This is a genomic window from Exiguobacterium sp. U13-1, from assembly GCF_001750115.1.
Classification (GTDB): Bacteria; Bacillota; Bacilli; order Exiguobacteriales; family Exiguobacteriaceae; genus Exiguobacterium_A; species Exiguobacterium_A acetylicum.
In genome coordinates, this window is the sequence record NZ_CP015731.1 from 1,372,430 (window position 1) to 1,393,604 (window position 21,175).

Annotated in this window: 28 protein-coding genes; 26 read left to right on the plus strand and 2 right to left on the minus strand. The window is 45.7% G+C overall.

Annotated features, from left to right (window positions below; genetic code table 11):
• From pstA to ESP131_RS07005, 14 genes are all read left to right on the plus strand, one after another.
• Nucleotides 1-909, plus strand: a complete 909-nt coding sequence (gene pstA / locus ESP131_RS06940; RefSeq protein ID WP_029341063.1) for a phosphate ABC transporter permease PstA — start codon at nucleotides 1-3, stop codon at nucleotides 907-909.
• Between the two features lie 99 nt (nucleotides 910-1,008).
• Nucleotides 1,009-1,785, plus strand: a complete 777-nt coding sequence (gene pstB / locus ESP131_RS06945; RefSeq protein ID WP_053454494.1) for a phosphate ABC transporter ATP-binding protein PstB — start codon at nucleotides 1,009-1,011, stop codon at nucleotides 1,783-1,785.
• A gap of 18 nt (nucleotides 1,786-1,803) precedes the next feature.
• Nucleotides 1,804-2,466 carry a phosphate signaling complex protein PhoU gene (gene phoU / locus ESP131_RS06950; RefSeq protein WP_023467542.1) on the plus strand — a complete coding sequence of 221 codons (663 nt, stop codon included), beginning with the start codon at nucleotides 1,804-1,806 and terminating at the stop codon, nucleotides 2,464-2,466.
• Nucleotides 2,467-2,573: 107 nt separating this feature from the next.
• Nucleotides 2,574-3,299, plus strand: coding sequence for a DUF4912 domain-containing protein (locus tag ESP131_RS06955; RefSeq protein WP_029341065.1), 726 nt, complete (start codon nucleotides 2,574-2,576; stop codon nucleotides 3,297-3,299).
• A 32-nt stretch (nucleotides 3,300-3,331) separates the two neighbouring features.
• Nucleotides 3,332-5,515, plus strand: a complete 2,184-nt coding sequence (locus ESP131_RS06960) for a 1,4-alpha-glucan branching protein domain-containing protein (protein WP_069940384.1) — start codon at nucleotides 3,332-3,334, stop codon at nucleotides 5,513-5,515.
• Nucleotides 5,516-5,619: 104 nt separating this feature from the next.
• Nucleotides 5,620-5,769 (plus strand): 50S ribosomal protein L33, encoded by a 150-nt coding sequence (rpmG, locus tag ESP131_RS06965; RefSeq protein WP_012369771.1) that lies wholly within the window; start codon nucleotides 5,620-5,622, stop codon nucleotides 5,767-5,769.
• A 57-nt stretch (nucleotides 5,770-5,826) separates the two neighbouring features.
• On the plus strand, nucleotides 5,827-6,372 hold the full coding sequence (locus ESP131_RS06970) for a 5-formyltetrahydrofolate cyclo-ligase (protein WP_029341067.1): 546 nt from the start codon (nucleotides 5,827-5,829) through the stop codon (nucleotides 6,370-6,372).
• Entirely contained in the window at nucleotides 6,366-7,145 is a 780-nt protein-coding gene (locus ESP131_RS06975; protein WP_047396444.1) for a DUF92 domain-containing protein, read from the plus strand. Before ESP131_RS06970 ends, ESP131_RS06975 begins: the two co-directional genes overlap by 7 nt.
• Nucleotides 7,146-7,310: 165 nt before the next feature.
• On the plus strand, nucleotides 7,311-8,267 hold the full coding sequence (locus ESP131_RS06980; RefSeq protein WP_029341069.1) for an L-lactate dehydrogenase: 957 nt from the start codon (nucleotides 7,311-7,313) through the stop codon (nucleotides 8,265-8,267).
• A gap of 255 nt (nucleotides 8,268-8,522) precedes the next feature.
• Nucleotides 8,523-9,032, plus strand: a complete 510-nt coding sequence (locus ESP131_RS06985; RefSeq protein WP_023467548.1) for a GNAT family N-acetyltransferase — start codon at nucleotides 8,523-8,525, stop codon at nucleotides 9,030-9,032.
• Nucleotides 9,033-9,191: 159 nt separating this feature from the next.
• Nucleotides 9,192-10,229 (plus strand): M42 family metallopeptidase, encoded by a 1,038-nt coding sequence (locus tag ESP131_RS06990; protein WP_029341070.1) that lies wholly within the window; start codon nucleotides 9,192-9,194, stop codon nucleotides 10,227-10,229.
• Entirely contained in the window at nucleotides 10,213-10,416 is a 204-nt protein-coding gene (locus tag ESP131_RS06995) for a YqgQ family protein (protein WP_029341071.1), read from the plus strand. Before ESP131_RS06990 ends, ESP131_RS06995 begins: the two co-directional genes overlap by 17 nt.
• 83 nt (nucleotides 10,417-10,499) lie before the next feature.
• Nucleotides 10,500-11,450, plus strand: a complete 951-nt coding sequence (locus ESP131_RS07000; protein WP_029341072.1) for an ROK family glucokinase — start codon at nucleotides 10,500-10,502, stop codon at nucleotides 11,448-11,450.
• A 216-nt stretch (nucleotides 11,451-11,666) separates the two neighbouring features.
• Nucleotides 11,667-13,592, plus strand: a complete 1,926-nt coding sequence (locus tag ESP131_RS07005) for an LTA synthase family protein (protein WP_034785924.1) — start codon at nucleotides 11,667-11,669, stop codon at nucleotides 13,590-13,592.
• Between the two features lie 100 nt (nucleotides 13,593-13,692).
• On the opposite strand, the gene ESP131_RS07010 is transcribed toward ESP131_RS07005, so the two are convergent.
• Complete coding sequence (locus ESP131_RS07010) at nucleotides 13,693-13,872, minus strand: DUF2759 domain-containing protein (RefSeq protein ID WP_023467553.1); 180 nt, start codon at nucleotides 13,870-13,872, stop codon at nucleotides 13,693-13,695.
• A gap of 168 nt (nucleotides 13,873-14,040) precedes the next feature.
• Here ESP131_RS07010 and ESP131_RS07015 point away from each other — a divergent pair, with 168 nt between their 5' ends.
• Nucleotides 14,041-14,658, plus strand: a complete 618-nt coding sequence (locus tag ESP131_RS07015) for an MBL fold metallo-hydrolase (protein WP_029341074.1) — start codon at nucleotides 14,041-14,043, stop codon at nucleotides 14,656-14,658.
• 41 nt (nucleotides 14,659-14,699) lie between these two features.
• On the opposite strand, the gene ESP131_RS07020 is transcribed toward ESP131_RS07015, so the two are convergent.
• Complete coding sequence (locus ESP131_RS07020; protein ID WP_023467555.1) at nucleotides 14,700-14,963, minus strand: DUF2626 family protein; 264 nt, start codon at nucleotides 14,961-14,963, stop codon at nucleotides 14,700-14,702.
• A 224-nt stretch (nucleotides 14,964-15,187) separates the two neighbouring features.
• On the opposite strand from ESP131_RS07020, the gene ESP131_RS07025 reads away from it, so the two are divergent.
• The 11 genes from ESP131_RS07025 (at nucleotide 15,188) to gcvT (ending at nucleotide 21,169) form a co-directional block, all read left to right on the plus strand.
• Nucleotides 15,188-15,574 (plus strand): Spx/MgsR family RNA polymerase-binding regulatory protein, encoded by a 387-nt coding sequence (locus tag ESP131_RS07025; protein WP_023467556.1) that lies wholly within the window; start codon nucleotides 15,188-15,190, stop codon nucleotides 15,572-15,574.
• Nucleotides 15,575-15,635: 61 nt separating this feature from the next.
• The gene (locus ESP131_RS07030; protein WP_029341075.1) at nucleotides 15,636-16,478 is read left to right on the plus strand and encodes an ATPase, T2SS/T4P/T4SS family; all 843 of its coding nucleotides are present in this window, start codon (nucleotides 15,636-15,638) and stop codon (nucleotides 16,476-16,478) included.
• A gap of 14 nt (nucleotides 16,479-16,492) precedes the next feature.
• On the plus strand, nucleotides 16,493-17,434 hold the full coding sequence (locus tag ESP131_RS07035; protein ID WP_069940385.1) for a type II secretion system F family protein: 942 nt from the start codon (nucleotides 16,493-16,495) through the stop codon (nucleotides 17,432-17,434).
• Between the two features lie 17 nt (nucleotides 17,435-17,451).
• Nucleotides 17,452-17,763 carry a competence type IV pilus major pilin ComGC gene (locus ESP131_RS07040; protein ID WP_023467559.1) on the plus strand — a complete coding sequence of 104 codons (312 nt, stop codon included), beginning with the start codon at nucleotides 17,452-17,454 and terminating at the stop codon, nucleotides 17,761-17,763.
• Nucleotides 17,732-18,193: a prepilin-type N-terminal cleavage/methylation domain-containing protein gene (locus ESP131_RS07045; protein WP_029341077.1), complete on the plus strand. Its 462-nt coding sequence runs from the start codon at nucleotides 17,732-17,734 to the stop codon at nucleotides 18,191-18,193. Before ESP131_RS07040 ends, ESP131_RS07045 begins: the two co-directional genes overlap by 32 nt.
• A gap of 5 nt (nucleotides 18,194-18,198) precedes the next feature.
• Entirely contained in the window at nucleotides 18,199-18,558 is a 360-nt protein-coding gene (locus tag ESP131_RS07050) for a type II secretion system protein (RefSeq protein WP_051656225.1), read from the plus strand.
• Entirely contained in the window at nucleotides 18,551-18,844 is a 294-nt protein-coding gene (locus ESP131_RS07055; RefSeq protein WP_029341079.1) for a hypothetical protein, read from the plus strand. Before ESP131_RS07050 ends, ESP131_RS07055 begins: the two co-directional genes overlap by 8 nt.
• Nucleotides 18,841-19,113, plus strand: coding sequence for a hypothetical protein (locus ESP131_RS07060; protein ID WP_231925701.1), 273 nt, complete (start codon nucleotides 18,841-18,843; stop codon nucleotides 19,111-19,113). The genes ESP131_RS07055 and ESP131_RS07060 overlap by 4 nt, the downstream gene beginning before the upstream one ends.
• A complete protein-coding gene (locus tag ESP131_RS07065) occupies nucleotides 19,106-19,591 on the plus strand; it encodes a shikimate kinase (protein ID WP_047396464.1) in 486 nt (161 codons plus the stop codon). Before ESP131_RS07060 ends, ESP131_RS07065 begins: the two co-directional genes overlap by 8 nt.
• The gene (locus ESP131_RS07070) at nucleotides 19,588-19,902 is read left to right on the plus strand and encodes a hypothetical protein (protein ID WP_029341082.1); all 315 of its coding nucleotides are present in this window, start codon (nucleotides 19,588-19,590) and stop codon (nucleotides 19,900-19,902) included. The genes ESP131_RS07065 and ESP131_RS07070 overlap by 4 nt, the downstream gene beginning before the upstream one ends.
• 184 nt (nucleotides 19,903-20,086) lie before the next feature.
• On the plus strand, nucleotides 20,087-21,169 hold the full coding sequence (gene gcvT, locus ESP131_RS07075; RefSeq protein ID WP_029341083.1) for a glycine cleavage system aminomethyltransferase GcvT: 1,083 nt from the start codon (nucleotides 20,087-20,089) through the stop codon (nucleotides 21,167-21,169).
• Nucleotides 21,170-21,175: the final 6 nt, after the last annotated feature.

Here is a 21,175-nt window from a genome sequence, read left to right on the forward strand (position 1 = left end):
ATGGCCTTACCAGAAAAGCAACCTGTCTCGAAAAAATTCATTGATCCGGTCGCGGTGAAGAAATCGATTAGCCAGCGACTCGTCGTCAACAACGTCACAAAAGTCATTTTCCTTGCTGGACTGTTCTTTGGTCTCGTCGTCTTAGGTATTCTTCTGTTCGGCGTCATCCGTGACGGTGCTTCATGGTTATCACTTGAGTTTCTGCAAAATGCACCATCACGCCGTTCGGAACGTGCTGGGATTTATCCAGCTTTAATGGGATCGATCTTCTTGATGCTTTTGATCATCCCAATGATTTTCATCATTGGTGTCGGAGCAGCGATTTATCTAGAAGAGTATGCGAAAAAGAGTCGGATGACTTCATTCATCGAAGTCAACATCTCAAACCTTGCAGGTGTACCATCGATCGTCTTCGGTTTACTTGGTTTGACGTTCTTCGTACGTAACATGGGCTTCGGTTCAACATTGATTGCAGGAGCATTGACACTAGCATTGATGAGTCTTCCGGTCGTCATCGTCTCGTCTCAAGAGGCAATCCGTGCCGTTCCACAAGCAATGCGTCATGCATCACTTGCACTCGGTGCGTCAAAATGGCAAACGACGTTCAAAGTCGTTCTTCCGGCATCATTACCGGGTGTCATTACTGGGATCATCTTGGCTGTATCCCGAGCAATTGGTGAAACAGCACCACTTATCATGGTCGGAGCTGCGATTTTCATCGCTCGTGCGCCAGAAAGTATTTTCTCGGAGTTCACAGCATTACCGATTCAAATCTACAACTGGACAAGTCGTCCACAAGCGGACTTCCAAGGACTTGCAGCGGCAGGCATCATCGTCTTAATGGTTATCCTCTTGACGATGAATTCACTTGCAATCTGGATTCGGAACCGATTCTCAAAACGCTATTAATCGAACGAGATAGATAGAAGGGATTTCTTTTAAGGAGGAAGACAGATGATGGATACGAAGCTGAATGCGAAATCAGTCGTTACAGAAGGGACAGAGCGTATGAACCAACCAGTAGCAGCACGTGAGAGCGTCTATAACGTCAAAGACTTAAACTTATGGTACGGTGACGATCATGCGCTGAAAGATGTCAATCTCGATATTAAGAAAAATGAAGTCACGGCAATCATTGGACCGTCTGGTTGCGGGAAATCGACATTCATCAAAACATTGAATCGAATGGTCGAACTCGTTCCGATCGTACGGACGAATGGTGCAATCGAGTATCACGGCCGTAATATCTTTGATAAAGAATACGGTGTCGAAGAATTACGGACATCGGTCGGAATGGTCTTCCAGCAACCGAACCCATTCCCAAAATCAATTTATGACAACATCGCTTATGGTCCCCGTGTCCATGGCGTCAAAAACAAAAAAATCCTCGACGAGATCGTTGAACGCAGTTTACGCCGTGCAGCGATCTGGGATGAAGTCAAAGATCGCTTGAACGAAAATGCCTATGGTCTTTCTGGTGGTCAGCAACAACGTCTTTGTATCGCGCGTTGCCTTGCAATCGAGCCAGATGTCATCTTGATGGATGAGCCGACATCGGCACTTGACCCGATTTCTACATTAAAAGTAGAAGAACTCGTCCAAGAGTTAAAATCAGACTACTCGATCATCATCGTGACACACAACATGCAACAGGCGGCACGTGTTTCGGATAAAACAGCGTTCTTCTTGAATGGTGAAGTCGTCGAGTTCGATCAAACAGACCGGATCTTTGGCAATCCGAGTGACAAGCGGACGGAAGATTACATTTCAGGACGATTCGGATAAGAAGGGGAGACGAGACGAATGGCAGCGAACCGTACGATTTTTGGAGAAAATCTTGCAATACTCGATCAAAAGGTTTTTTTACTGGCTCGTAAGACGATGCAACAGATCGCAACGACGGCAGAAGCACTCGAAAAATATGATCAAGACATCGCGCGGAGTGTCATCGAAAACGATAATGAACTCGATGATCTTGAGCTTGAAATCAACGATGATGCGATCCTATTAATCGCGAAGCAACAACCCGTTGCGACAGATTTAAGACGAATCATCACGGCGATGAAAATTTCGTCGGATCTCGAACGGATTGCCGATTATGCGGGGAATATCTCAAAAGCGGTTCTTCGTGTCGAAACATTCCCGTATGTCATCGATATCTCTTTGTTGAAGGAAGCATTCGAGACATTACTGGATATGACGGAAACTGCAATCGTCGCCTATCGTGACGGAGATGTCGAGAAAGCAAAAGCCTTGTCTGATCTCGATAACGTCATTGATGAGACGACATATAAGGCACTTCGTCAGTACATGCGTCATATGTCGCTTCAGCCGATCGTCGTCGATGAAGTCATGCAATTCACGAATATTTGTCGCTATATCGAGCGGATGGGTGATCACTTGACGAACGTCGGGGAGCATCTGATCTATCTCGAAAAAGGAAAACATTATGATTTAAACGGATGAATCAAGTAGGCAGGAGGAATTTCCTCTGCCTACTTTTTTTGTAAAGGGATTCGAAACACGTTTGTAGAATAGGAAAGAAGTGAATAATGACAGAGAGGTGATTGGGAATGCTTGAGCAAATCATTAAAATGAAAGAACAAGGGCTGACAACAAAACAAATCGCAGCTCAATTGGATACGACTGAAGGTAAAATCAAATATGCTTGGACTAAATATCGTAAATCGTTAACAGAACAACCTTCTGCAGCAGCGCCGAAAGTAAAATCAAAAACGGTCAAGCAGACGAAAAAGTCGACTGCACCGGTTTTAGACGTCGTACCGTCTGTGCACTTGGTACCTTCGCTAGAACGCGACGCGTTTGGAATGGCGACGCATTACGAGGATGACATCCTCCACGCCATCGTTCAGTCACCGACAGCGTTATACGTCTACTGGGAATTATCTGAACTGTCGAAACAGTTGCTTGAGACGCACTATCACACGACGTTTGATTCGTTCCGTAAAGAATTACGCATCATTGATGTCACGCTTGTTGAATACGAACAAGGACAAGCGAACCGAACGTATCAGTTTGAACTACCGGAAATGACGAACGCTTGGTTCGTACGACCGGTAACCCCGAATACTACATACATCATTGAATGGGGCATTCAAACAATCGACGGGGACTTTGTTCCAGTACTGCGTTCAAAACCAGTCGAAACGCCACGTGATGAACCAGTCACGGACGGACGGTTCGCGGAAGTCGTGCAACATTGGCAATACGGAGAGGTCGAACAACCGGAATGGGTCGAAGTATTACGTCCGTATTCCTATTTCGATCGCGTCCGATAATGGAATTAGAGAGAGGGAAAGGAAGAGAAGCTATGCGAAAAGGATATTTTTCACTCGTCTTACATGCACATTTACCATATATCCGTCATGAAGAGGCACATCGCTTAGAAGAACGGTGGATGTATGAAGCGATTTCAGAAACTTACATCCCGTTGCTTTGGGAAGTCGATCGTTTGTCACGTCCGCTCGGATGGACGGTCAGCATTTCACCACCCGTCATCGAGATGCTTGCCGACCCATTGATTCAAGAGCGTTATATTGAGCATATCGAGGATACGTTACGATTGATCAATCAAGAACTAGAGCGAGAGCTCGATCAAAAGGAACGAGATGCGCTTCTATTCTATCAAGACCGCTATCAAGATTTATTAAATACGTTCCTTCACTGGGAAAAGGATTTGAACCGGGCATTCCGTCATTACAAGGAGCAAGGGTATCTCGATTTGATTACGTGTACGGCGACACACGGTTTCAGTCCGCACATGTTGTCTGAACAAGCGGCACGTTCTGAAATTCAAACGGGATTGAACTGTTTCGAACGTCATTACGGATTCCGTCCGTCAGGTCTTTGGATGCCAGAATGTGCGTATACGCCAGGACTTGACCGTATTTTGTACGAAGAGGGCATTCGTTATACATTTGTCGACGAACATTCAATTTTAAACGCGGATCCGTCACCGCAACACGGAATCGGAGCACCTGTTTATTCGCCACACGGTGTGGCACTCTTCCCGCGTGATCAAATCATTTCCGGGAAGATTTGGAGCTCTATCATCGGATACCCGGGTCATCCGGATTACCGCGAGTTTTATCGTGACCTTGCGTACGATCGAGAGTGGGATCAAATCGCTGAGTTCATGCACCCGGAAGGCTTACGTTATGATACAGGGTTGAAATTGCATCGTGTAACAGGAGAAACGGATCAAAAAGACTATTACGTCCGTGATTGGGCATGGCAACGGACAAGTGAGCACGCAGCAGACTTCGCACAAGCACTCGGTGAACATTTAGATGCGCATCAAGGACAAGACTTCCCACCGTTCCTTGTCACAGCACCATTTGATGCCGAATTGTTCGGTCACTGGTGGTTTGAAGGTCCCGACTTCCTCGGTAAAGCGATGGAACGTTTAGAAGACCAAGGAATTGAGTCGATTTCACCAGCGATCTTCCTCGAACGTCACTTCCAAGACATCGACACGGCACATGTCGCGATGGGAACGTGGGGACGAAAAGGCTATGCGGAAGTCTGGATCAATGAACGGAATGACTGGATGATTCGTCATCTCCATCAGCTTGAAAAGAGACTAGCAGGTGTCGTAGCCCGAAATCGTCATCAAGATGCGTTGACTGTCAAAGCGAAGCGTCAACTCATTCGAGAATACCTCCTCGCTGTCTCGAGCGACTGGCCGTTCATCCTCGATGGACAGACGACAGCGCAATACGCTGCGAACCGTTTCCGTGAGCACATCTTACGTTTTGAAGAAACCGAGCGTCGACTGGATGCTGAGGAGCTGACGGTGGAATGGTTGGATGATCGATATCGCGAATATCCTTTCCTTCAAGATTCAGATATTGAACCAGATGTCTTCTTGACGGCACATGATTACTACGTGACAGTGAAGCGTGAGAAATCTTGGAATACAGACGCCATCTTATTGTTCATCCGACAATATGATGCGTCAGATCGGCCAGCTTCGGAGCTCGCTCGACGGCTCGCTGCTGCTGGTGAGAATGTCTATGTCGTCACGGAACATCAGGAGGCGTATCGATTTGAAGAAGGCGTTCATGTTTACGGAGTGCAAGTGACGGGTCTACCGCTCGTTCAAACTTATAACCAATTGGCGGCTCTAAACTTAGCCTTCTTACGTCAAGCGCAAGCCTTGAGTAAGATCGTTGATTTCGCAGTCATCCACAATTTCAACATGGAGACCGCATCAGCTGCCCAAGCCATCGCTAAGATCAAAGAGTTACCACTCGTCAGTAACGTCTACGATATCGAAAGTGAGCGTTCGCCTGATCGTTCAGGCGGTCTAGTCGTTGCTTTAAAACGACTTGAAGGAGACGCGTTGCGCCAATCAGCGATCGTTTATCTAGAACGAGAAGAGTCACGTCACGGGGTGGAACAAGAGTATCACGTCGAAAAGAAGCCGTTGCGTTTTGAAGAGAACCTTGAAAAACCATATCAACACGTGACGAATCCGAAAAAGAACGGATGAACAGTTGCAATTCCTTTCCTTTCTTGGTACGATACTTGAGTATGCTTAACCTTATGTAAAGCAAAATCACTTGATACATCGAGAGCTAGATAGGAGGGAATCCCATGCGCGTTAAAATCACATTAGCTTGCACTGAAACTGGTGACCGTACTTATATCACTAAAAAGAACAAGCGTAACAACCCAGAGCGTCTTGAGTTGAAGAAATACAACCCACGTCTCCGTAAGCACACACTTCACCGTGAAGTGAAATAATTGAGATGGAAGCCGTCACTTCGTGTGATGGCTTTTTTTGTGGAAAGGAAGACAACTATGAACAAACAAGAAGTACGCCGTCTGATCAAAGAACGACTAGATGTGATGGAGAACCGTGCGGAAAAGGAACGATTGATTCACGAACATGTCTTGTTACTACCTGAATGGCAACAAGCGACCTGTGTCGCGATCACGTTAGCTTTTCGAAATGAATGTGATACAAGAATGCTGATTGAACAAGCGTGGCAAGAGGGCAAGACGGTCTTGATACCAAAAGTAGTCGGAGACGAGATGGTCTTTTATGAACATGGACCAGAAGATCAACTGCAAGCAAATCAGATGGGGATTGCTGAACCGATCGCTTCAGCACGTCGCGCCTCACTTGATCAAGCAGAGCTCTGCCTCGTTCCGGGTCGCGCCTATCGTCGGGACGGCTATCGTTTAGGATGGGGAGGAGGCTATTACGATCGTGCACTCGTGCCATATACAGGATGTAAAGTATCGATTGCCTTTTCTGAACAACTTCTTCCAGATTTCGAAGTGGAAGCCTTTGATATCCCCGTTGACTTGATCGTCACTGAATTAGAGGTCATCCGATGTTGAGCGCGACCATTTTGTTTTGTCTATTGCTTGCTTGGACCGGACGATCTTTTCGTTTATTGACGACAAGTGGTGCTATCATGACCCTGCTTGTCGGTAGTGGTGTCTCATTCGGATTCGGTTGGCAAGGATTAGTAGTACTCTTACTCTTCTTTGGTAGCTCGAGTCTGTTATCGAAGGTCGGACGATCTAGAAAACAATCGGTCGACTCCATCGTTGAGAAAGACGGCGCGCGTGACGGATGGCAAGTCCTTGCGAATGGAGGGGTAGCGTTCGTTGCTGCCTTAGCGTATGCCATGACGATGGATTTTGCGTATCTCTTGTTATTTCTATTCGTCATCGCAGCATCGAATGCTGACACGTGGGCATCTGAAATCGGACCGCTCTCAAGACGTGATCCGTGGTCTCTCAAAACGTTACGACGGGTAGCAGCAGGAACGAGTGGAGCGATGTCGCTGATTGGAACGATCGGTACGATCGCAGGAGCTGCGTTCATCGCTGTAGCAGCGCATTGGATATTTTCTCTTTCTTTAAGACACGTCTTACTCGTAACAAGCATCGGTGTACTCGGGAGCCTACTGGATACACTATTTGGAGCGGTAGGGCAACGCGTTTATCGATGTACGGTTTGTGGGGAATACACGGAAAAGCGAGAGCACCATGGTCAACCGACAGCTTACGTTTCAGGCATTCGATTTTTAGGGAATGATGCTGTCAATGTCTTAACGAGTGGTTTGGCAAGCGGAATCGGGTTTATCATCGTTCGATTTTGGTAACTGGAAAGTATGTGAGCATGTAATTCCTTATGTTAGGATATCAATGACACAAAATGGACAAATGTGATTAATTTCACATGATACAAATAATGTGAAAGATGTTACAATTTACTTGTGAGATAGTTAACAAACTCTTAGGACGAATGGAAGGGTGGACATAACGATATGGAATTACATGCGAAAGTGACACGAGTAGCCCTCATTGGAGCTGGTGCAGTCGGTTCAAGCTTTGCCTATCAGATGTCAACAGCTGGACTTTGTGAAGAACTTGTCATCATTGATGTCAACAAAGCCAAAGCAGAGGGCGAGGCAATGGACTTAAACCACGGAACACCATTTAGCTCTTCACCGATGCGAATATGGGCTGGAGACTACGCGGACTGCCGCGAAGCGGAAGTCGTCGTCATCACGGCAGGCGCTCCACAAAAACCAGGTGAGACAAGACTCGATCTCGTTGCAAAGAATGCGTTGATCATGAAAGAAATGATTCGTCAAATCATGGATTCCGGTTTTGATGGTATCATCGTCGTGGCTTCTAATCCGGTTGATATCATGGCGCATCTTGCCTGGAAATATTCTGGTCTTCCGAAATCCCGCGTATTTGGATCAGGAACGGTGCTTGATACAGCGCGCCTGCGTCAAATGCTCGGAGAATACTTTCACATTGATTCCCGAAATGCCCATGCCTATATTCTTGGCGAACATGGTGATACGGAATTCGCTGCCTGGAGTAACAGCCGCATTTATGGAAAAACGATTGATGAACTACTTGCTGAAGACGATCGTTATTCTCAAGCAGATCTTGATCAAATCTACATCAACGTCCGAGATGCTGCTTATCATATTATCGAGCGCAAAGGGGCAACCTATTATGCGATTGGGCTTGGGCTCGTTCGTATCGTTCGTGCCATCCTCGGAAATGAGAACTGTCTGTTGACGGTCGGTGCGCATGTCGATGGTCAGTATGGAATTTCCGGTATCCATATTGGAGTTCCTGCCATCATCAATCGTCAAGGTGTGCGTGAAATCATTGAAGTCTCATTGACGGATGAAGAGTTGAAGAAATTCCATCATTCTGCTGATGTATTGCGTCAGACGCTTGAACCCGTCTTACAAGGATAATCGTACGAATCATGATGAAGGTGTTACGAAATAAAGTAGCAAAAAACTCAAGTGTCGGACCTGCTTCATATTGTCCACACTTGAGTTTTTTTGATGTGGAGAACAAACACGTTAATAATTACATCTATTCGTCCGGTAGTAAAAAGAGAAAAATCTAGGTTTTATTTTACTAGAAAAGGGTTAAGTAAGAGATAGAAGCGTTTTTACGTCATTTTTTGTACGTCATGATACCCAAAAAGGAGAGAACCGACAGTCATGTATACTTTTCGAAAACTAACTAAAGAGGATGCAGAACAATACTGGAATCTACGCCTTGAGGGATTAAAAAATCATCCAGATGCATTCGGTCATTCGTTTGATGATGAACAGCAAACCCCGCTCCGCGAAGTACAAGAAGGACTTGAGGGAGAACCCGACTCCGATGAGGTTTGGCTTGGTATGTTCGACGGTGATACATTGTTTGGGTTTGGTCAGGTCAAACCATATGAATTGTCACGTGAATCGCATAAAGCGATGATTTCCGGAGTATACGTATCACCTGAATATCGTGGGGGTACTGGTCGCGCTCTGATGGAAGCCTTAATCGAGGAAGCGAAGAAGTTACCGGACGTCGAGCAAGTCATTCTTGCCGTTTTATCAGGGAACGAAGCCGCACAAAATCTTTATGAGTCGCTCGGTTTTGAAGTATATGCCGAAGATCCAGATTCCGTAAAATTAGAAGACGGCACATATCGTGATGATATTTGGATGAAGAAGTACGTCTAAGTTCTTGAGATGGTGTGGAAAGAAGCTGTAGCAAAAAAGCGCTACAGCTTTTTCGCATGGTATCCGTAGGATATCAGTATCGGCAAAGAATGAATATTTGTTATCATGAGAACAAAGCGGATGTCACGTCGTAGTCCGATTGAAAGGGAGCGAATGAACATGAAAGAAGTCATACGTACGATTGAAGAGCTTGTCTCGATTCCGAGTCCAACAGGTTCGACAAAAGAAGCTATTACATATGTAGAAAAGCGATTGGTAGCAGAAGGGATCACGTATCGAAAGCTTGAAAAAGGAGCGATTTTAGCGACACTACCTGGTGCTTCAACGCGCACGCGGTTACTGACGGCACACGTCGACACACTAGGAGCGATGGTGAAAGAAATTTTACCAACAGGACGACTTCGTTTATCACAACTGGGGGGATATGCTTGGACAGCGATCGAAGGTGAGAACTGTCTCATTCACAAGATGGACGGTCAAACGATTTCAGGTACGATCGTGTTCCACCATTCGAGTGTTCATACGTCGCGCGAGACGAACAAAACGGAACGATCCGCTGATAATATCGAAGTACGGCTCGATATCCGTTCGACGACAGCAGAAGAGACGCGCGTCGCGGGGATTGAAGTAGGAGACATCGTAACGTTTGATCCGCGATTCCTCTATACGGAAACAGGATTCGTGAAGTCGCGCCATCTCGATGATAAAGCATCTGTTGCTTTGTTGCTTGAATTGATCAAGGAATGGAAAACAATCGAACTACCACACACGGTCCAGATCCTGATTTCAAATTACGAAGAAGTCGGATTCGGTGGAAATGCTGGATTCACGGAAGAAGTCGCAGAATACATCGCGGTCGACATGGGAGCACTAGGAGAGGGGCAACACTCCGATGAATTCACAGTCTCCATTTGTGCCAAAGATGGTTCTGGTCCGTATGACTTAGCTTTACGCCACCAGTTAACACGCTTAGCACAACGTAATAGCATTCCATATAAAGTTGATATCTATCCGTTCTATAGCTCGGATGCCTCGGCAGCAGTAAGTGCGGGCCACGACGTCCGGCACGGATTGTTCGGTCCGGGAATCGAATCGAGTCATTCGTACGAACGTACGCATGAGACGTCGTTACAAGCGACATATGATTTGCTACATGCCTATGTAAAGGAGCCGATGGTCGATGAAGACACTGTATGACGTACAGCAGTTACTCAAGACATACGGGACTTTCATCTATCTTGGGGATCGAGCGTCCGATATCGCGATGATGATGCTTGAACTCGATGAATTAAAAGAAGCGGGCGTTTTGGAACAACGTCAGTACGATTCAGCGAAACTAATCTTACGACATGAATTAAAGCGTTCACAATCCGATAACATTTAAGATTGTGCAACCCTTTGCGCAAATGGGTTATGTCCGGTAAAATGATGAAGCAGACATTATATGAGTATAGGGGAGACGAAGCAATGAAATGGTTACTCGGCATTGATATCGGCGGAACGACAGTCAAGATGGCAATTTTGGATTTGCAAGGGATCATCGTAGAAAAGTGGGAAATCGAGACGGTCGTTTTGAATGATGGCGTACAAATTCCTAGAGATATTGCAAAATCTTTCTTTGAGAAGTGTCAAGAGAGCAATAAACGACCAGAAGATTTCGTCGGAGCGGGCATCGGTGCGCCGGGATTCATTGATTTTAATACAGGTGTCGTTGAGAAAGCAGTCAATATTGGTTGGCACAATTTTGAACTCGTCGGTGAGTTCGAACGTTTAACAGGATTACCGGCCGTGCTTGAAAATGATGCGAATGCAGCGGCAATCGGTGAGATGTGGAAAGGTGCCGGTAGTGGGGCAACAGAATTGCTTGCCGTCACACTCGGTACGGGCGTCGGTGGTGGTCTGATCACGAACGGACAAATCGTGCATGGTACAGTCGGAATGGCTGGAGAAATCGGTCATATCACGATGTTGCCTGAAGGTGGCGTTCTATGTGGATGTGGTCGCAAAGGATGTCTTGAGACGATTGCGTCAGCAACAGGGATCGCCCGTCTTGGTCTTGAGAAGCGTAAAGGGAAAGAAACGTTACTCAACGACATCAAGGCAGTAACGGCGAAAGACGTATTCGAAGCGTATGAGAAAGGAGACCGGATCGCAACGGAAGTCGTAGAAGAAGTGACGTTCCACCTCGGTCTTGCCATCTCCAACTTAGCGAACAGTATTAACCCGGAAATCATCGTCATCGGTGGTGGTGTGTCAAAAGCAGGCGAGACATTGCTTACACCACTGCGTCAACAATTCGAACGCTTCGCTTTACCGCGGGTTTTCGGATCGACGACGTTCAAGATTGCCGAACTTGGAAACGATGCCGGAGTCATCGGCTGTGCATGGCTTGCGAAGCAGATGTTTCTCAAAAAATGATAATATTCAATTTCAGTAGAAGGTTCGCTTCGGCGAATCTTTTTTTTGTTTACAAACGTACAGTAATTATGTGATTGTTAAGTATCTTCCGGATTCCAGTTGCATTTTTGTAAAACTAAGCGTAAAATTTTCACGTGATATGGGTATATGTAAATTATGATGTAAGTTGTGTGAACTGAAAGCAGAAAGCACATGTAAATTAGGAGGCAGGTTTTTATGCAGCAAGACGCAAACATCTGGTCGCGAATGCGCCTAAAGATGGGTCAAGGCGTTCGCAGCACCTATAAAGAGCACAAGCTCTTTTGGATTGCGACCTTATTGATTTGGTTAAAAACGTATTTAGCGTATACACTTTTCTTCAACGTTCCCGTAACAAACTCTGCGCAAGCATTCATTCTACTAATTAACCCAATTAGTTCAGCGCTCTTCATGTTCGGGTTCAGCTTCTTCTTCCGGGGAAATGTTCAAAAATGGTTCATCTACGGTACATTGTTCGTCGCGACACTCATTTTATATGCGGACATCATTTTCTTCCGCTTCTTTAATGACTATCTGACGTTGCCGGTATTGTTCCAAACATCGAATGCAGAGACTGTTTCTGCATCGCTCGGGTCACTCTTGAATTGGTCCGATTTATTGATCGTCGGTGACTTGATCATCTTACCGTTCTTCTTACGGAAAATGGACATGTCAAAAAACGTTGCGTCACGTGGACGCGCGATTCTCGCATTCGTTGCAGCAGTTGTCGTTTTCCTTGGAAACTTGACGCTCGCTGAGACAGAACGTCCAGAATTGCTCACACGTGCCTTTGACCGAGAACTGCTCGTTAAAAACATCGGAACATTTAACTTCCATATGTATGACGCACTCATTCAGTCGAAGACATCTGCGCAAAAAGCACTCGCGGACAGTTCTGAACTGTCGGAAGTTCAAAGCTTCATTGATTCAAAACATGCTGAACCGAACCCAGCTATGTTCGGAAAGTACAAAGGAAAGAACGTCATCGTCGTTTCCTTTGAGTCGGCACAATCCTTTGCAGTTGGATTAAAGGCACCAAACGGACAAGAGATTACACCGAACCTGAATAAGTTGATCAAGGAATCGCATTCATGGGATAACTTCTATCACAACACAGGACAAGGGAAAACGGCAGATGCTGAGTTCATTCTCGAAAACTCGATCTATCCACTTGGACGCGGTGCAGCATTCTTTACGAACGGAGAAAACGAATTCCGGGCAACTCCTGAAATGTTGAAAGAAGATGGCTATTATTCAGCTGTTTTCCATGCAAACAACAAATCGTTCTGGAACCGAGACATCGTCTACAATAGCTTTGGCGTCGATCGTTTCTTCTCAGAGACGGATTATGACTTAGGGGATCCAGCAGATTTGACGGAGTGGGGCTTGCTCGATGATAAATTCTTTGAACAGTCATTGCCGATGTTGAAAGATTTACCACGTCCGTTCTATTCGAAGTTCATCACATTGACGAACCACTATCCATTTGAGATGCCAAAACCAGAAGATGAACTTGTACCACCGCTTGAGACAAGTTCTACGACGCTGAACCACTACGTTCAGGCACTAGCGTATCAAGATATGGCACTCGGTAAATTCATCGAGGGTCTGAAAAAAGATGGTACGTGGGATGATACGATCTTCATGGTCTATGGTGACCACTATGGTATCTCGACGAACCATAATGCTGCGATGGCAGAACTCATGAACAAAGATGAGTTGACGCCGTATGATGTTGCACAATTGCAACGTGTACCATTCGTGATCCATTTACCGGGTCAAACGAAAGGTGTCAAACATGAAGACGTCGCGAGCCAAATCGATATTAAACCGACATTGCTTCATCTGTTAGGACAAGACTTCAAGAACGAAGTATTGTTCGGTACCGATCTTTTCTCGAAACAGCATAAGGATTATGCGCTGTTCCGCGATGGTTCCGTCATAACAGACAAAACGGTCTATACGCAGGAAACATGTTATGATCGTCAGACAGGTGAAGAAGTAACAGATGGAGAGTTAGCGGAGATGTGTAAACAATCTACGAAACAATCCGAGAAGGAGTTAGGACTTTCGGATAAAGTCATCTATGGTGACTTGCTCCGTTTCCTTCAAACTTCAAAATAAGATAAAGAAAACGAATCTACTTTCGAGTGGATTCGTTTTTTGTAGAAAGACAAATAAAAAGAGAGATGCACGAGGCATCTCTCTTTTTAACGTATCTTGATTACGATGGAATACCGCCGTAAATCAATGTCGCAATCCCGAACCAGCCGAATAAGACGACAGTCAGACCTGCGAATACGAGTGGAAACATTTGGCGTTTCTTAAGTGAACGAACGACGGCCCAAACGCCGACGAGTGCGACGAAGAAGAAAAGCCAACCGATTGGTTGATCCAAATGCATGACGTACTCCCCCTTAAACAATCACGTTATGAATTTCACGAAGATTTCACTTAAATCTCACTTTTTAGTTTATCCGACTCGCGGGATAAAGTCGAGAGGGCGTTGCAGGAACTTTCGACAATTTCGTGTATAGTAGGAGAAGAGTCTATTGTAAAGGGGTTTTATAGAATGGAAATCGTAATGATCACTTCCGGTATGGCATCTGAGAATGGTTATTTGTTATTTAAAGACAAGGAATGTCTCGTCATCGATCCAGGTACAGAAGATATGCGGTTTTTCGATGAAATTGAAAGTCGAGGAGCAACCTTAAAAGCGATTTTGTTGACGCATGCGCATTTTGACCATATCGGAGGTGTCGATATGTTACGACGTTTCACGGAGGCACCGGTCTATGTCCATGCAGAAGAAGCAGGGTGGCTCGGTAATCCGGAATGGAATGGTTCAGCAAAATTCGGAATGCCACCGATGCGGATGAAACCAGCAGATCATCTGTTGCAACCAGGACGGTTGACGATCGGTAGCTTTTCGATGCATGTTCTTGAGACGCCAGGGCACTCACCAGGAAGTGTGACGTTCTACTTCAAAGGAGAGCGAATCGCGTTCGGTGGAGATCTTTTGTTCCAGCAAGGCGTCGGACGAACGGATCTTCATGGTGGGGATCAAGACGTGCTGATGCGTTCGCTCGATCGAATCATCGCGGAATTACCAGCAGATACGACGGTCTATCCGGGGCACGGTCCGAGTACAACGATTCGTCAAGAGATGAAATCGAATCCATTCCTCTGACAAAAAAACTCGCCATCCGAAAGGATGGCGAGTTTTTTTCATTACATCTGGAAGTTTGACCAGTACGTAAAGACGATGAAAAATACAGTTAAGTAAGCTCCAAAGATATAGACATACGTTTTTTCAGTTAAGCGCAAGTAACCAAGCGCTGCAAAAAAGACAGTTTGTGCTAAGAAGACGAAGCCCATGACTAAAAATGAATCCGTATGCTCACTTGAGCTTGCATCGCCACCCAATGCGCCGATAAATGCCATGACTGCGATAATACCAGTCCAGAAACCGAGTACGCGGTACATTCTCCCCATTCCTATAACCCCCTAAATCCGACAGATAGTCAATATACGTACTTATTTTACCAAGCAAACAATCATTCGTCTATCCTGTTCTAGTGATTGTTAAGGAATAACTGTGAACAAAAGATGAAGTTTCAAAAAAAGTTGTACAATAGTTGTACAAAAGGTGTACAAAGTCAAAATGGCATGCTATAGTAACTGTAATGAAACCCCACACTTTGAGAGGAGGAGCAAAAATGACGAATGAACTAGTCTTTTTCACATATCCAAGTTGTACATCATGTCGTAAAACGAAATCATGGTTAAAAGAGGAACATGTTGATGTAGAGGAACGTCATCTGTTCAGAAATGCTCCAACAGTTGATGAACTCATGGAACTGTTGAAATTATCGACGGACGGGATTGAAAGTTTGCTCGCAACACGCAGTCAAGCCTTCAAAGATCTCGGCATTGATATTGAAGACATGAAACTCAGTGAGTTATTACGCCTCATGAGTGACAATCCGAAATTATTACGCCGTCCAATCATCACTGATGGAAAACAACTTGTTATCGGATACGATAAACCAGGTCTTGAGACATTGGCGAAGCGTAAACATCGGACAATTGCACACGTATCGTAAAGAAGCCGGTTTGGTCGGCTTCTTTTTTTTGTGTATTGTCTGCTTAAGGAGGTGAAGAGAAATGAAGGAATGGACGACACAACTCATGGAACGATTCGAATCACTTGGTGCAACAGATGTTCATTTCGTACCGAATGAAGCTTGCGTCCGAATCGTTTGTCGAACAGGTGACGGTTTGTGTGAACAAGAAGAGGTGGAATTGACGCGTTATCGAACGCTTGTCAGTCATGTCCGCTATGAGGCGAACTTAAAGGAACAGAACGAGCGGATTCCGCAAAGTGGTTTGTATCCGCACGGGAAAAAGGGCATGCGCGTCTCGTTGTTACCGAGTCGACAAGGGGATGCGATGTCATGGCGCTTCTATCGTTCGACGGTCTCTCAAGAAACGGCTTTACGCACGTTACATGATCAATTGGACTTCGGTTGGTTAGCTGAACAACGACACGGGTGTATCGTCATTTCTGGATCGACAGGTGCAGGAAAGACGACGATGTTATATTCCTTGATGAGTGCAATGGAAGAAAAGCGAATCATCTCGATTGAAGATCCGGTGGAATGTACGGTACCAAACGTCTTACAACTGGAACTAAATGAAAAAGCAGGATTCACTGCTACGCGATGTTTCGAGGAAATATTGCGAGCGGATCCGGATTGGATTGCTTTTGGTGAGGTGCGGACGAGGGAGGCGGCACGTCTGACGATGAATGCCGCACTTAGTGGTCACGTCGTATTGTTTACGTTACACGCTGGAAGTATTGATGAGGCACGATTGCGATTGCACAGTTTAGGTATCGAAGAGTCAGAGCTGGCTGTCTGTCAACGCATCATTCATCTCGAGCGAAAAGGAGAGGATGTCCGCTGTACCGTCAGAAACTTACAAGCCGCGATCAAAGTCGGTTCTTAAAACGATATCATCGCTTGTTATCAAAAGGCATTTCCGCGAAAGAGACGTTACTCATTTTAAAACGATTCGAGCGTCATCCGTTCTCAGAAGTAGTCGGAGAAATGGAACAATGTCTTGAACAAGGAGACTCCTTTGCAGCATCCCTTGAACCGCTTGCGTTAACGAATACCTTAAAACGACTTCTATTTGTTGGAGAAAGGACAGAGCGACCGTTGCTCGTTCTTCGCCAAATCGTAAAACTGCTCGACCTCGAAACAGAAATGCGTTCGAAGTTTTGGAAGATGATCCGGTATCCGCTTGTTCTAGCAACCAGTCTATTCCTTCTGTTCTTCTTTTACGCCCTCTATGTATTTCCGTCTCTCCTTGAGATGTCGGACCCGAAGACTCTCCCCTCATTTCTGCATCTCCTTCTTCACCCCTCTGCGAAATATCTGCTCGCAAGTATTCCCGTTATTTTGTTAACCTCCGGTTACCTCTTTTTTCGCTTCTTTCCGTTAAACCGTATTTTACGACTGAAACCGTTACAGCGTTTGATTCGTCTCTACTACAGCTATTTATTCACGATCGAAGTAGGATCGTTCATCGATGCTGGCTTCTCGCTTGAAGAGACCTTTCGTCACCTCGAGCAAGGACAAGCGAATAAAAAAGGACATTTGTACGCTCGTCTACATGCTAAACAACAGGCAGGGGAACCACTTGCAGAAGCGCTTGGCGAAGATGAAATCATCGAAGCCGAGACGATTGGGATCGTCCATTTGGCGCGGGAAAGTGGCGATCTTGGTCCGTTGTTGCTTGAACAAGCGACACTCTTGCATGAGTCGATGGAAGAGGAACTAGAGAAAAAGTTGTTATGGATCGAGCCGATTTTGTACGGTGGATTGACGATCATGACGGGAACGTTGTTTCTCATCTTGTATTATCCGATTCAGCTAGCGATACAGCAGCTTCCATTCTAAACAGAGGAGACGATACGATGAAACAATTCTTAAAACGACAGGACGGATTCACCTTACTTGAGATGGCAGCCGTCTTATTGATCATTTCGTTGTTACTACTCGTTTTGATTCCAACGATGACAAGTGGAAAGGACCAGGCGAAAGGTGTCAGTTGTGAGGCGAACATTCGCGTCATTCGCTCGGAGGTTAATTTGTATTACGCGAAAGAGAAAAAGTACCCAGAATCGCTCCAGACGATCAATCGCGGAACAGCTGATAAACCGAATGCTCTCGTCTGTGATCAGGAGACATATACGTATGATCCGAAGACTGGCGAACTTACGAAGTGAACAAGGATTTACCTTATTTGAGATGACGGCGGTGCTGACAATCATTGCTTGTTTACTTGTTTTTTTGTTGCCGGCACTGTTTGAAAAACGACCGGACTGGATTCCGCTTGAACAAGAGGTTCGTCTGATGGAACAAGATATTCAGACGCTTCGACTCATGCAGTACTCAAAGCAAGATCAAGCATTGATGCAGTTTCGATTTCGAGGAGACGGTACAGGATACCTTATCCTTGCGGATGACAGGTTGTTATGGCAACGGACATTTCAAAATGGTCATACGTGTACCGTTCCGCCCTCGAATCGCATTATCTACTTCAAAAGCTATCACTCGATCTATGCAGCGACCTGGTCTTGCCGTTCGGCAACAGCCGAGTATGAAATCAAATTTTTACTTGGGAACTATCAAATGGCAATCCGTAAAGTGAGGTGAGAAGCATGCAGAACGAACGCCAAGCGGGCTTCTCTTTGCTTGAAGTGATGCTCTCTATCGTTGCAATCGGTATCTTCATGATGTTAGCGATTGATCCTTATCTCGATTTACGGACGAAACAAATGAAATGGGAACAAGAGACGGAACAGCTTGAGCAGATGGCTACGGATCAAGTTGAAAACCGAACAGCGTCCTATGTCCTGAAACAAGGAGCGTGGTGCAATGAAACGATGTGTCTTGCGAGCGGAATCCGGAATGACCCTTCTCGAACTGTCATTCGTCCTATGGCTGAGCCCACTTCTTCTGCTGGCAATCTTGACACTGACCCCACTCGTTCGTCCGCCGGAAGTCAACCGAATGAATGAAGAATTGTTCTTTCATACCGTGGAACGACTGATGTGGCGCAGTACGATGTGTGAGCGCCTCGGAGACGAGATTCGTGGAATGGACGTCAATCCGGGAGAGACAGCTGAAAAGTGGCGTCTCGTCCGTGTGCAAGATCAACTACGTCTCAAGAAAGAACAGGGAGGTGAACTGACATACGCCCGCGATGTCAAACAATATACCGTGACAGGGGATGCCGAGATTCTCTCGATTCAGTTGAACGACAGCAGACGTTCCTTCCGATGCGTCAGGAAGGATTCATCTTGATTCAAACGTTACTGTTACTGCTAGGAATGGGAGTCGTGCTCTTGATCTCTTGTCAGCAGATTGACGAAGAGATGCGGCATCATCAGTTAGAGCAAGAAGCGCTCCAACTTGAATCTCTCATCCGAGCGGCAAAAGCAGATTGTACGAAGGACGAGACCCTTCGCTATCCAATCGGACAAGTCAGCTGTACAGCGACCGATAAAGGCTTTAAAATGGAAGCGAGATTAGAGAATGGTCAAAGAATCGAGGCGGTCGTCACACATGAGTAAGGTTTATTTGATTGGGTTTATGGGAACTGGTAAAACAGCCGTCGGACATCGATTGGGTATACAATACGAGATCGACGAACTGGATGAACGGTTCGAACAGGAACATGGACAAACGATTACCGCTTTTTTCGCTGAGCATGGCGAAGCAGGGTTTCGTACACATGAAAGCGAATTGTTGAAGAGTAGCAAAGCCGAAGTGGTTGTTACAGGTGGCGGGATCGTCGAACGAGAAGAGAACCGACTGTACATGCAGGAATCCGGAATAGTCGTCTGGATCGATACACCCTTTGATTTGATTTGGGAACGGATCGCCTCTGATCAAAATCGTCCACTCGTGACAGAACGGGAACAAGTGAGACGATTGTTTGAACGTCGCTATTCCTTATATGCTGGAGTGGCTACTGTCCGACTTGAAGGGACGGCATCAATCGAAGAATTAACGCGTGCGATTGAAACTGTATTGGAGGAGAAGTTATGATTTGGATTACATTAGGTATTATTTTATTGGCCATCGTAGGACTCGTGTTGTTCGGATTCAGTCTTTACAAAAAAAAGCTGTCTCAAGATATTCGGCAGTTAAAACAACTGATGGAGCGCTTTACGATTCGTCAGCAAACCTTGCAGACGAACATCGATCATACGACGCAGCGAATCGATCAAATCAAAGGGAATATCAATCGAATCACTGAAGAAGGAAATCGTGTGAAGCAAGGAGCGAGTCAATTGGTGACGGAAGGTCGTCGACTCCAGGAGGAAATCAAACGAACTGCCGGAATCAAACAATTTTGAAATGGCTTTCATGGGAAGAATATGAAACAATAGGAGAGAAGGGACAGGGTCCTTTCTCTCTTTTTCGTATGTTCCTTTTTCCGAATAATACTAGATAATTATGATTTTAATTGGTAAGATGGATTTGAAAATGGAACATTAAAGAGAAGAGAGAGTGAAAATGTTCGTAAATAGGGGGATTTGTATGAGTCAAACGACATTGAAAAGAACACCGTTATTCGAAACGGTTTCGCAAACCGGTAAGATGGTGGATTTTGCGGGATTTGAAATGCCAGTTTTGTTTTCCTCGATTAAAGAAGAACACGTTGCAGTAAGGGAAAATGTCGGCATGTTCGATGTCTCGCACATGGGAGAACTGTTCGTCAGCGGACCGGATGCTCTGACGTTTTTACAAGCTACATTATCGAACGATATTTCGAAGATTGCGGTGGGGCAAGCGCAATATAATGTCTTATGCCAAGAAGACGGTGGGACAGTGGATGATTTACTCGTCTATCGTTTGGCAGAAACGGACTATCTTCTCGTCGTCAATGCTTCGAACATTGAAAAAGACGAACAACATTTACGTCACTATCTAACAGGGGACGTCACGCTTGAGAATCAGTCGGAACAATATGGCCAAATTGCTGTCCAAGGACCACGTGCGGAAGCCATTCTTTCTGGCATGACATCACTTGTCTTATCAGAAATCGGATTTTTCAAGTTCCAACGGGGGACGGTTGCAGGAGTGGAAATGATCGTCTCACGCAGTGGGTACACAGGGGAAGATGGGTTCGAACTCTACATGGCAGCTGGTGACGCACCTGCTGTCTGGCAAGCACTGCTTGAGCAAGGTGTCGTACCATGCGGGCTCGGAGCACGCGACACATTACGTTTTGAGGCATGTCTTCCGCTTTATGGACATGAATTATCAGCAACGATTTCACCAATCGAAGCGGGAATGGGATTTGCGGTCAAACCACAAGTCAAACCGTTCGTCGGTTCGGAAGTCTTGTTGCAACAGAAAGAACAAGGAGCACCGCGGCGCTTGATCGGTCTTGAATTACTCGATAAAGGGATTGCGCGTCAAGATGCACCGGTTTGGCATGACGGGGAAGTCGTTGGAGTCGTGACGACAGGTACATTGCCGCCGACAGTCGGAAAAGCGATTGCTTGGGCACTCGTTCCTGCAGAAGTAGCGGAACAAGATCAATTTGAAGTGGAAGTACGCGGAAAACGTTTAGCAGCGAAACGAACAGCGACACCGTTTTATCGTCGCACGAAATAAGGGGGA

Bases quoted from the DNA above. Each gene is read 5' to 3' on its own strand.
- ESP131_RS07010 (WP_023467553.1), bottom strand. From the start codon at position 13,872: ATGCATTTGGATCAACCAATCGGTTGGCTTTTCTTCTTCGTCGCACTC.
- ESP131_RS07045 (WP_029341077.1), top strand. From the start codon at position 17,732: ATGATCCGAAGACTGGCGAACTTACGAAGTGAACAAGGATTTACCTTA.
- rpmG (WP_012369771.1), top strand. From the start codon at position 5,620: ATGCGCGTTAAAATCACATTAGCTTGCACTGAAACTGGTGACCGTACT.
- ESP131_RS07025 (WP_023467556.1), top strand. From the start codon at position 15,188: ATGACGAATGAACTAGTCTTTTTCACATATCCAAGTTGTACATCATGT.
- ESP131_RS07000 (WP_029341072.1), top strand. From the start codon at position 10,500: ATGAAATGGTTACTCGGCATTGATATCGGCGGAACGACAGTCAAGATG.
- pstA (WP_029341063.1), top strand. From the start codon at position 1: ATGGCCTTACCAGAAAAGCAACCTGTCTCGAAAAAATTCATTGATCCG.
- ESP131_RS06990 (WP_029341070.1), top strand. From the start codon at position 9,192: ATGAAAGAAGTCATACGTACGATTGAAGAGCTTGTCTCGATTCCGAGT.
- ESP131_RS07005 (WP_034785924.1), top strand. From the start codon at position 11,667: ATGCAGCAAGACGCAAACATCTGGTCGCGAATGCGCCTAAAGATGGGT.
- ESP131_RS07055 (WP_029341079.1), top strand. From the start codon at position 18,551: ATGAATGAAGAATTGTTCTTTCATACCGTGGAACGACTGATGTGGCGC.
- ESP131_RS07020 (WP_023467555.1), bottom strand. From the start codon at position 14,963: ATGGGGAGAATGTACCGCGTACTCGGTTTCTGGACTGGTATTATCGCA.
- ESP131_RS06980 (WP_029341069.1), top strand. From the start codon at position 7,311: ATGGAATTACATGCGAAAGTGACACGAGTAGCCCTCATTGGAGCTGGT.
- ESP131_RS07070 (WP_029341082.1), top strand. From the start codon at position 19,588: ATGATTTGGATTACATTAGGTATTATTTTATTGGCCATCGTAGGACTC.
- ESP131_RS07040 (WP_023467559.1), top strand. From the start codon at position 17,452: ATGAAACAATTCTTAAAACGACAGGACGGATTCACCTTACTTGAGATG.
- phoU (WP_023467542.1), top strand. From the start codon at position 1,804: ATGGCAGCGAACCGTACGATTTTTGGAGAAAATCTTGCAATACTCGAT.
- ESP131_RS07065 (WP_047396464.1), top strand. From the start codon at position 19,106: ATGAGTAAGGTTTATTTGATTGGGTTTATGGGAACTGGTAAAACAGCC.
- ESP131_RS06970 (WP_029341067.1), top strand. From the start codon at position 5,827: ATGAACAAACAAGAAGTACGCCGTCTGATCAAAGAACGACTAGATGTG.
- ESP131_RS07015 (WP_029341074.1), top strand. From the start codon at position 14,041: ATGGAAATCGTAATGATCACTTCCGGTATGGCATCTGAGAATGGTTAT.
- ESP131_RS06985 (WP_023467548.1), top strand. From the start codon at position 8,523: ATGTATACTTTTCGAAAACTAACTAAAGAGGATGCAGAACAATACTGG.
- ESP131_RS06955 (WP_029341065.1), top strand. From the start codon at position 2,574: ATGCTTGAGCAAATCATTAAAATGAAAGAACAAGGGCTGACAACAAAA.
- pstB (WP_053454494.1), top strand. From the start codon at position 1,009: ATGAACCAACCAGTAGCAGCACGTGAGAGCGTCTATAACGTCAAAGAC.
- ESP131_RS06960 (WP_069940384.1), top strand. From the start codon at position 3,332: ATGCGAAAAGGATATTTTTCACTCGTCTTACATGCACATTTACCATAT.
- ESP131_RS06995 (WP_029341071.1), top strand. From the start codon at position 10,213: ATGAAGACACTGTATGACGTACAGCAGTTACTCAAGACATACGGGACT.
- ESP131_RS07030 (WP_029341075.1), top strand. From the start codon at position 15,636: ATGAAGGAATGGACGACACAACTCATGGAACGATTCGAATCACTTGGT.
- ESP131_RS06975 (WP_047396444.1), top strand. From the start codon at position 6,366: ATGTTGAGCGCGACCATTTTGTTTTGTCTATTGCTTGCTTGGACCGGA.
- ESP131_RS07050 (WP_051656225.1), top strand. From the start codon at position 18,199: ATGCAGAACGAACGCCAAGCGGGCTTCTCTTTGCTTGAAGTGATGCTC.
- gcvT (WP_029341083.1), top strand. From the start codon at position 20,087: ATGAGTCAAACGACATTGAAAAGAACACCGTTATTCGAAACGGTTTCG.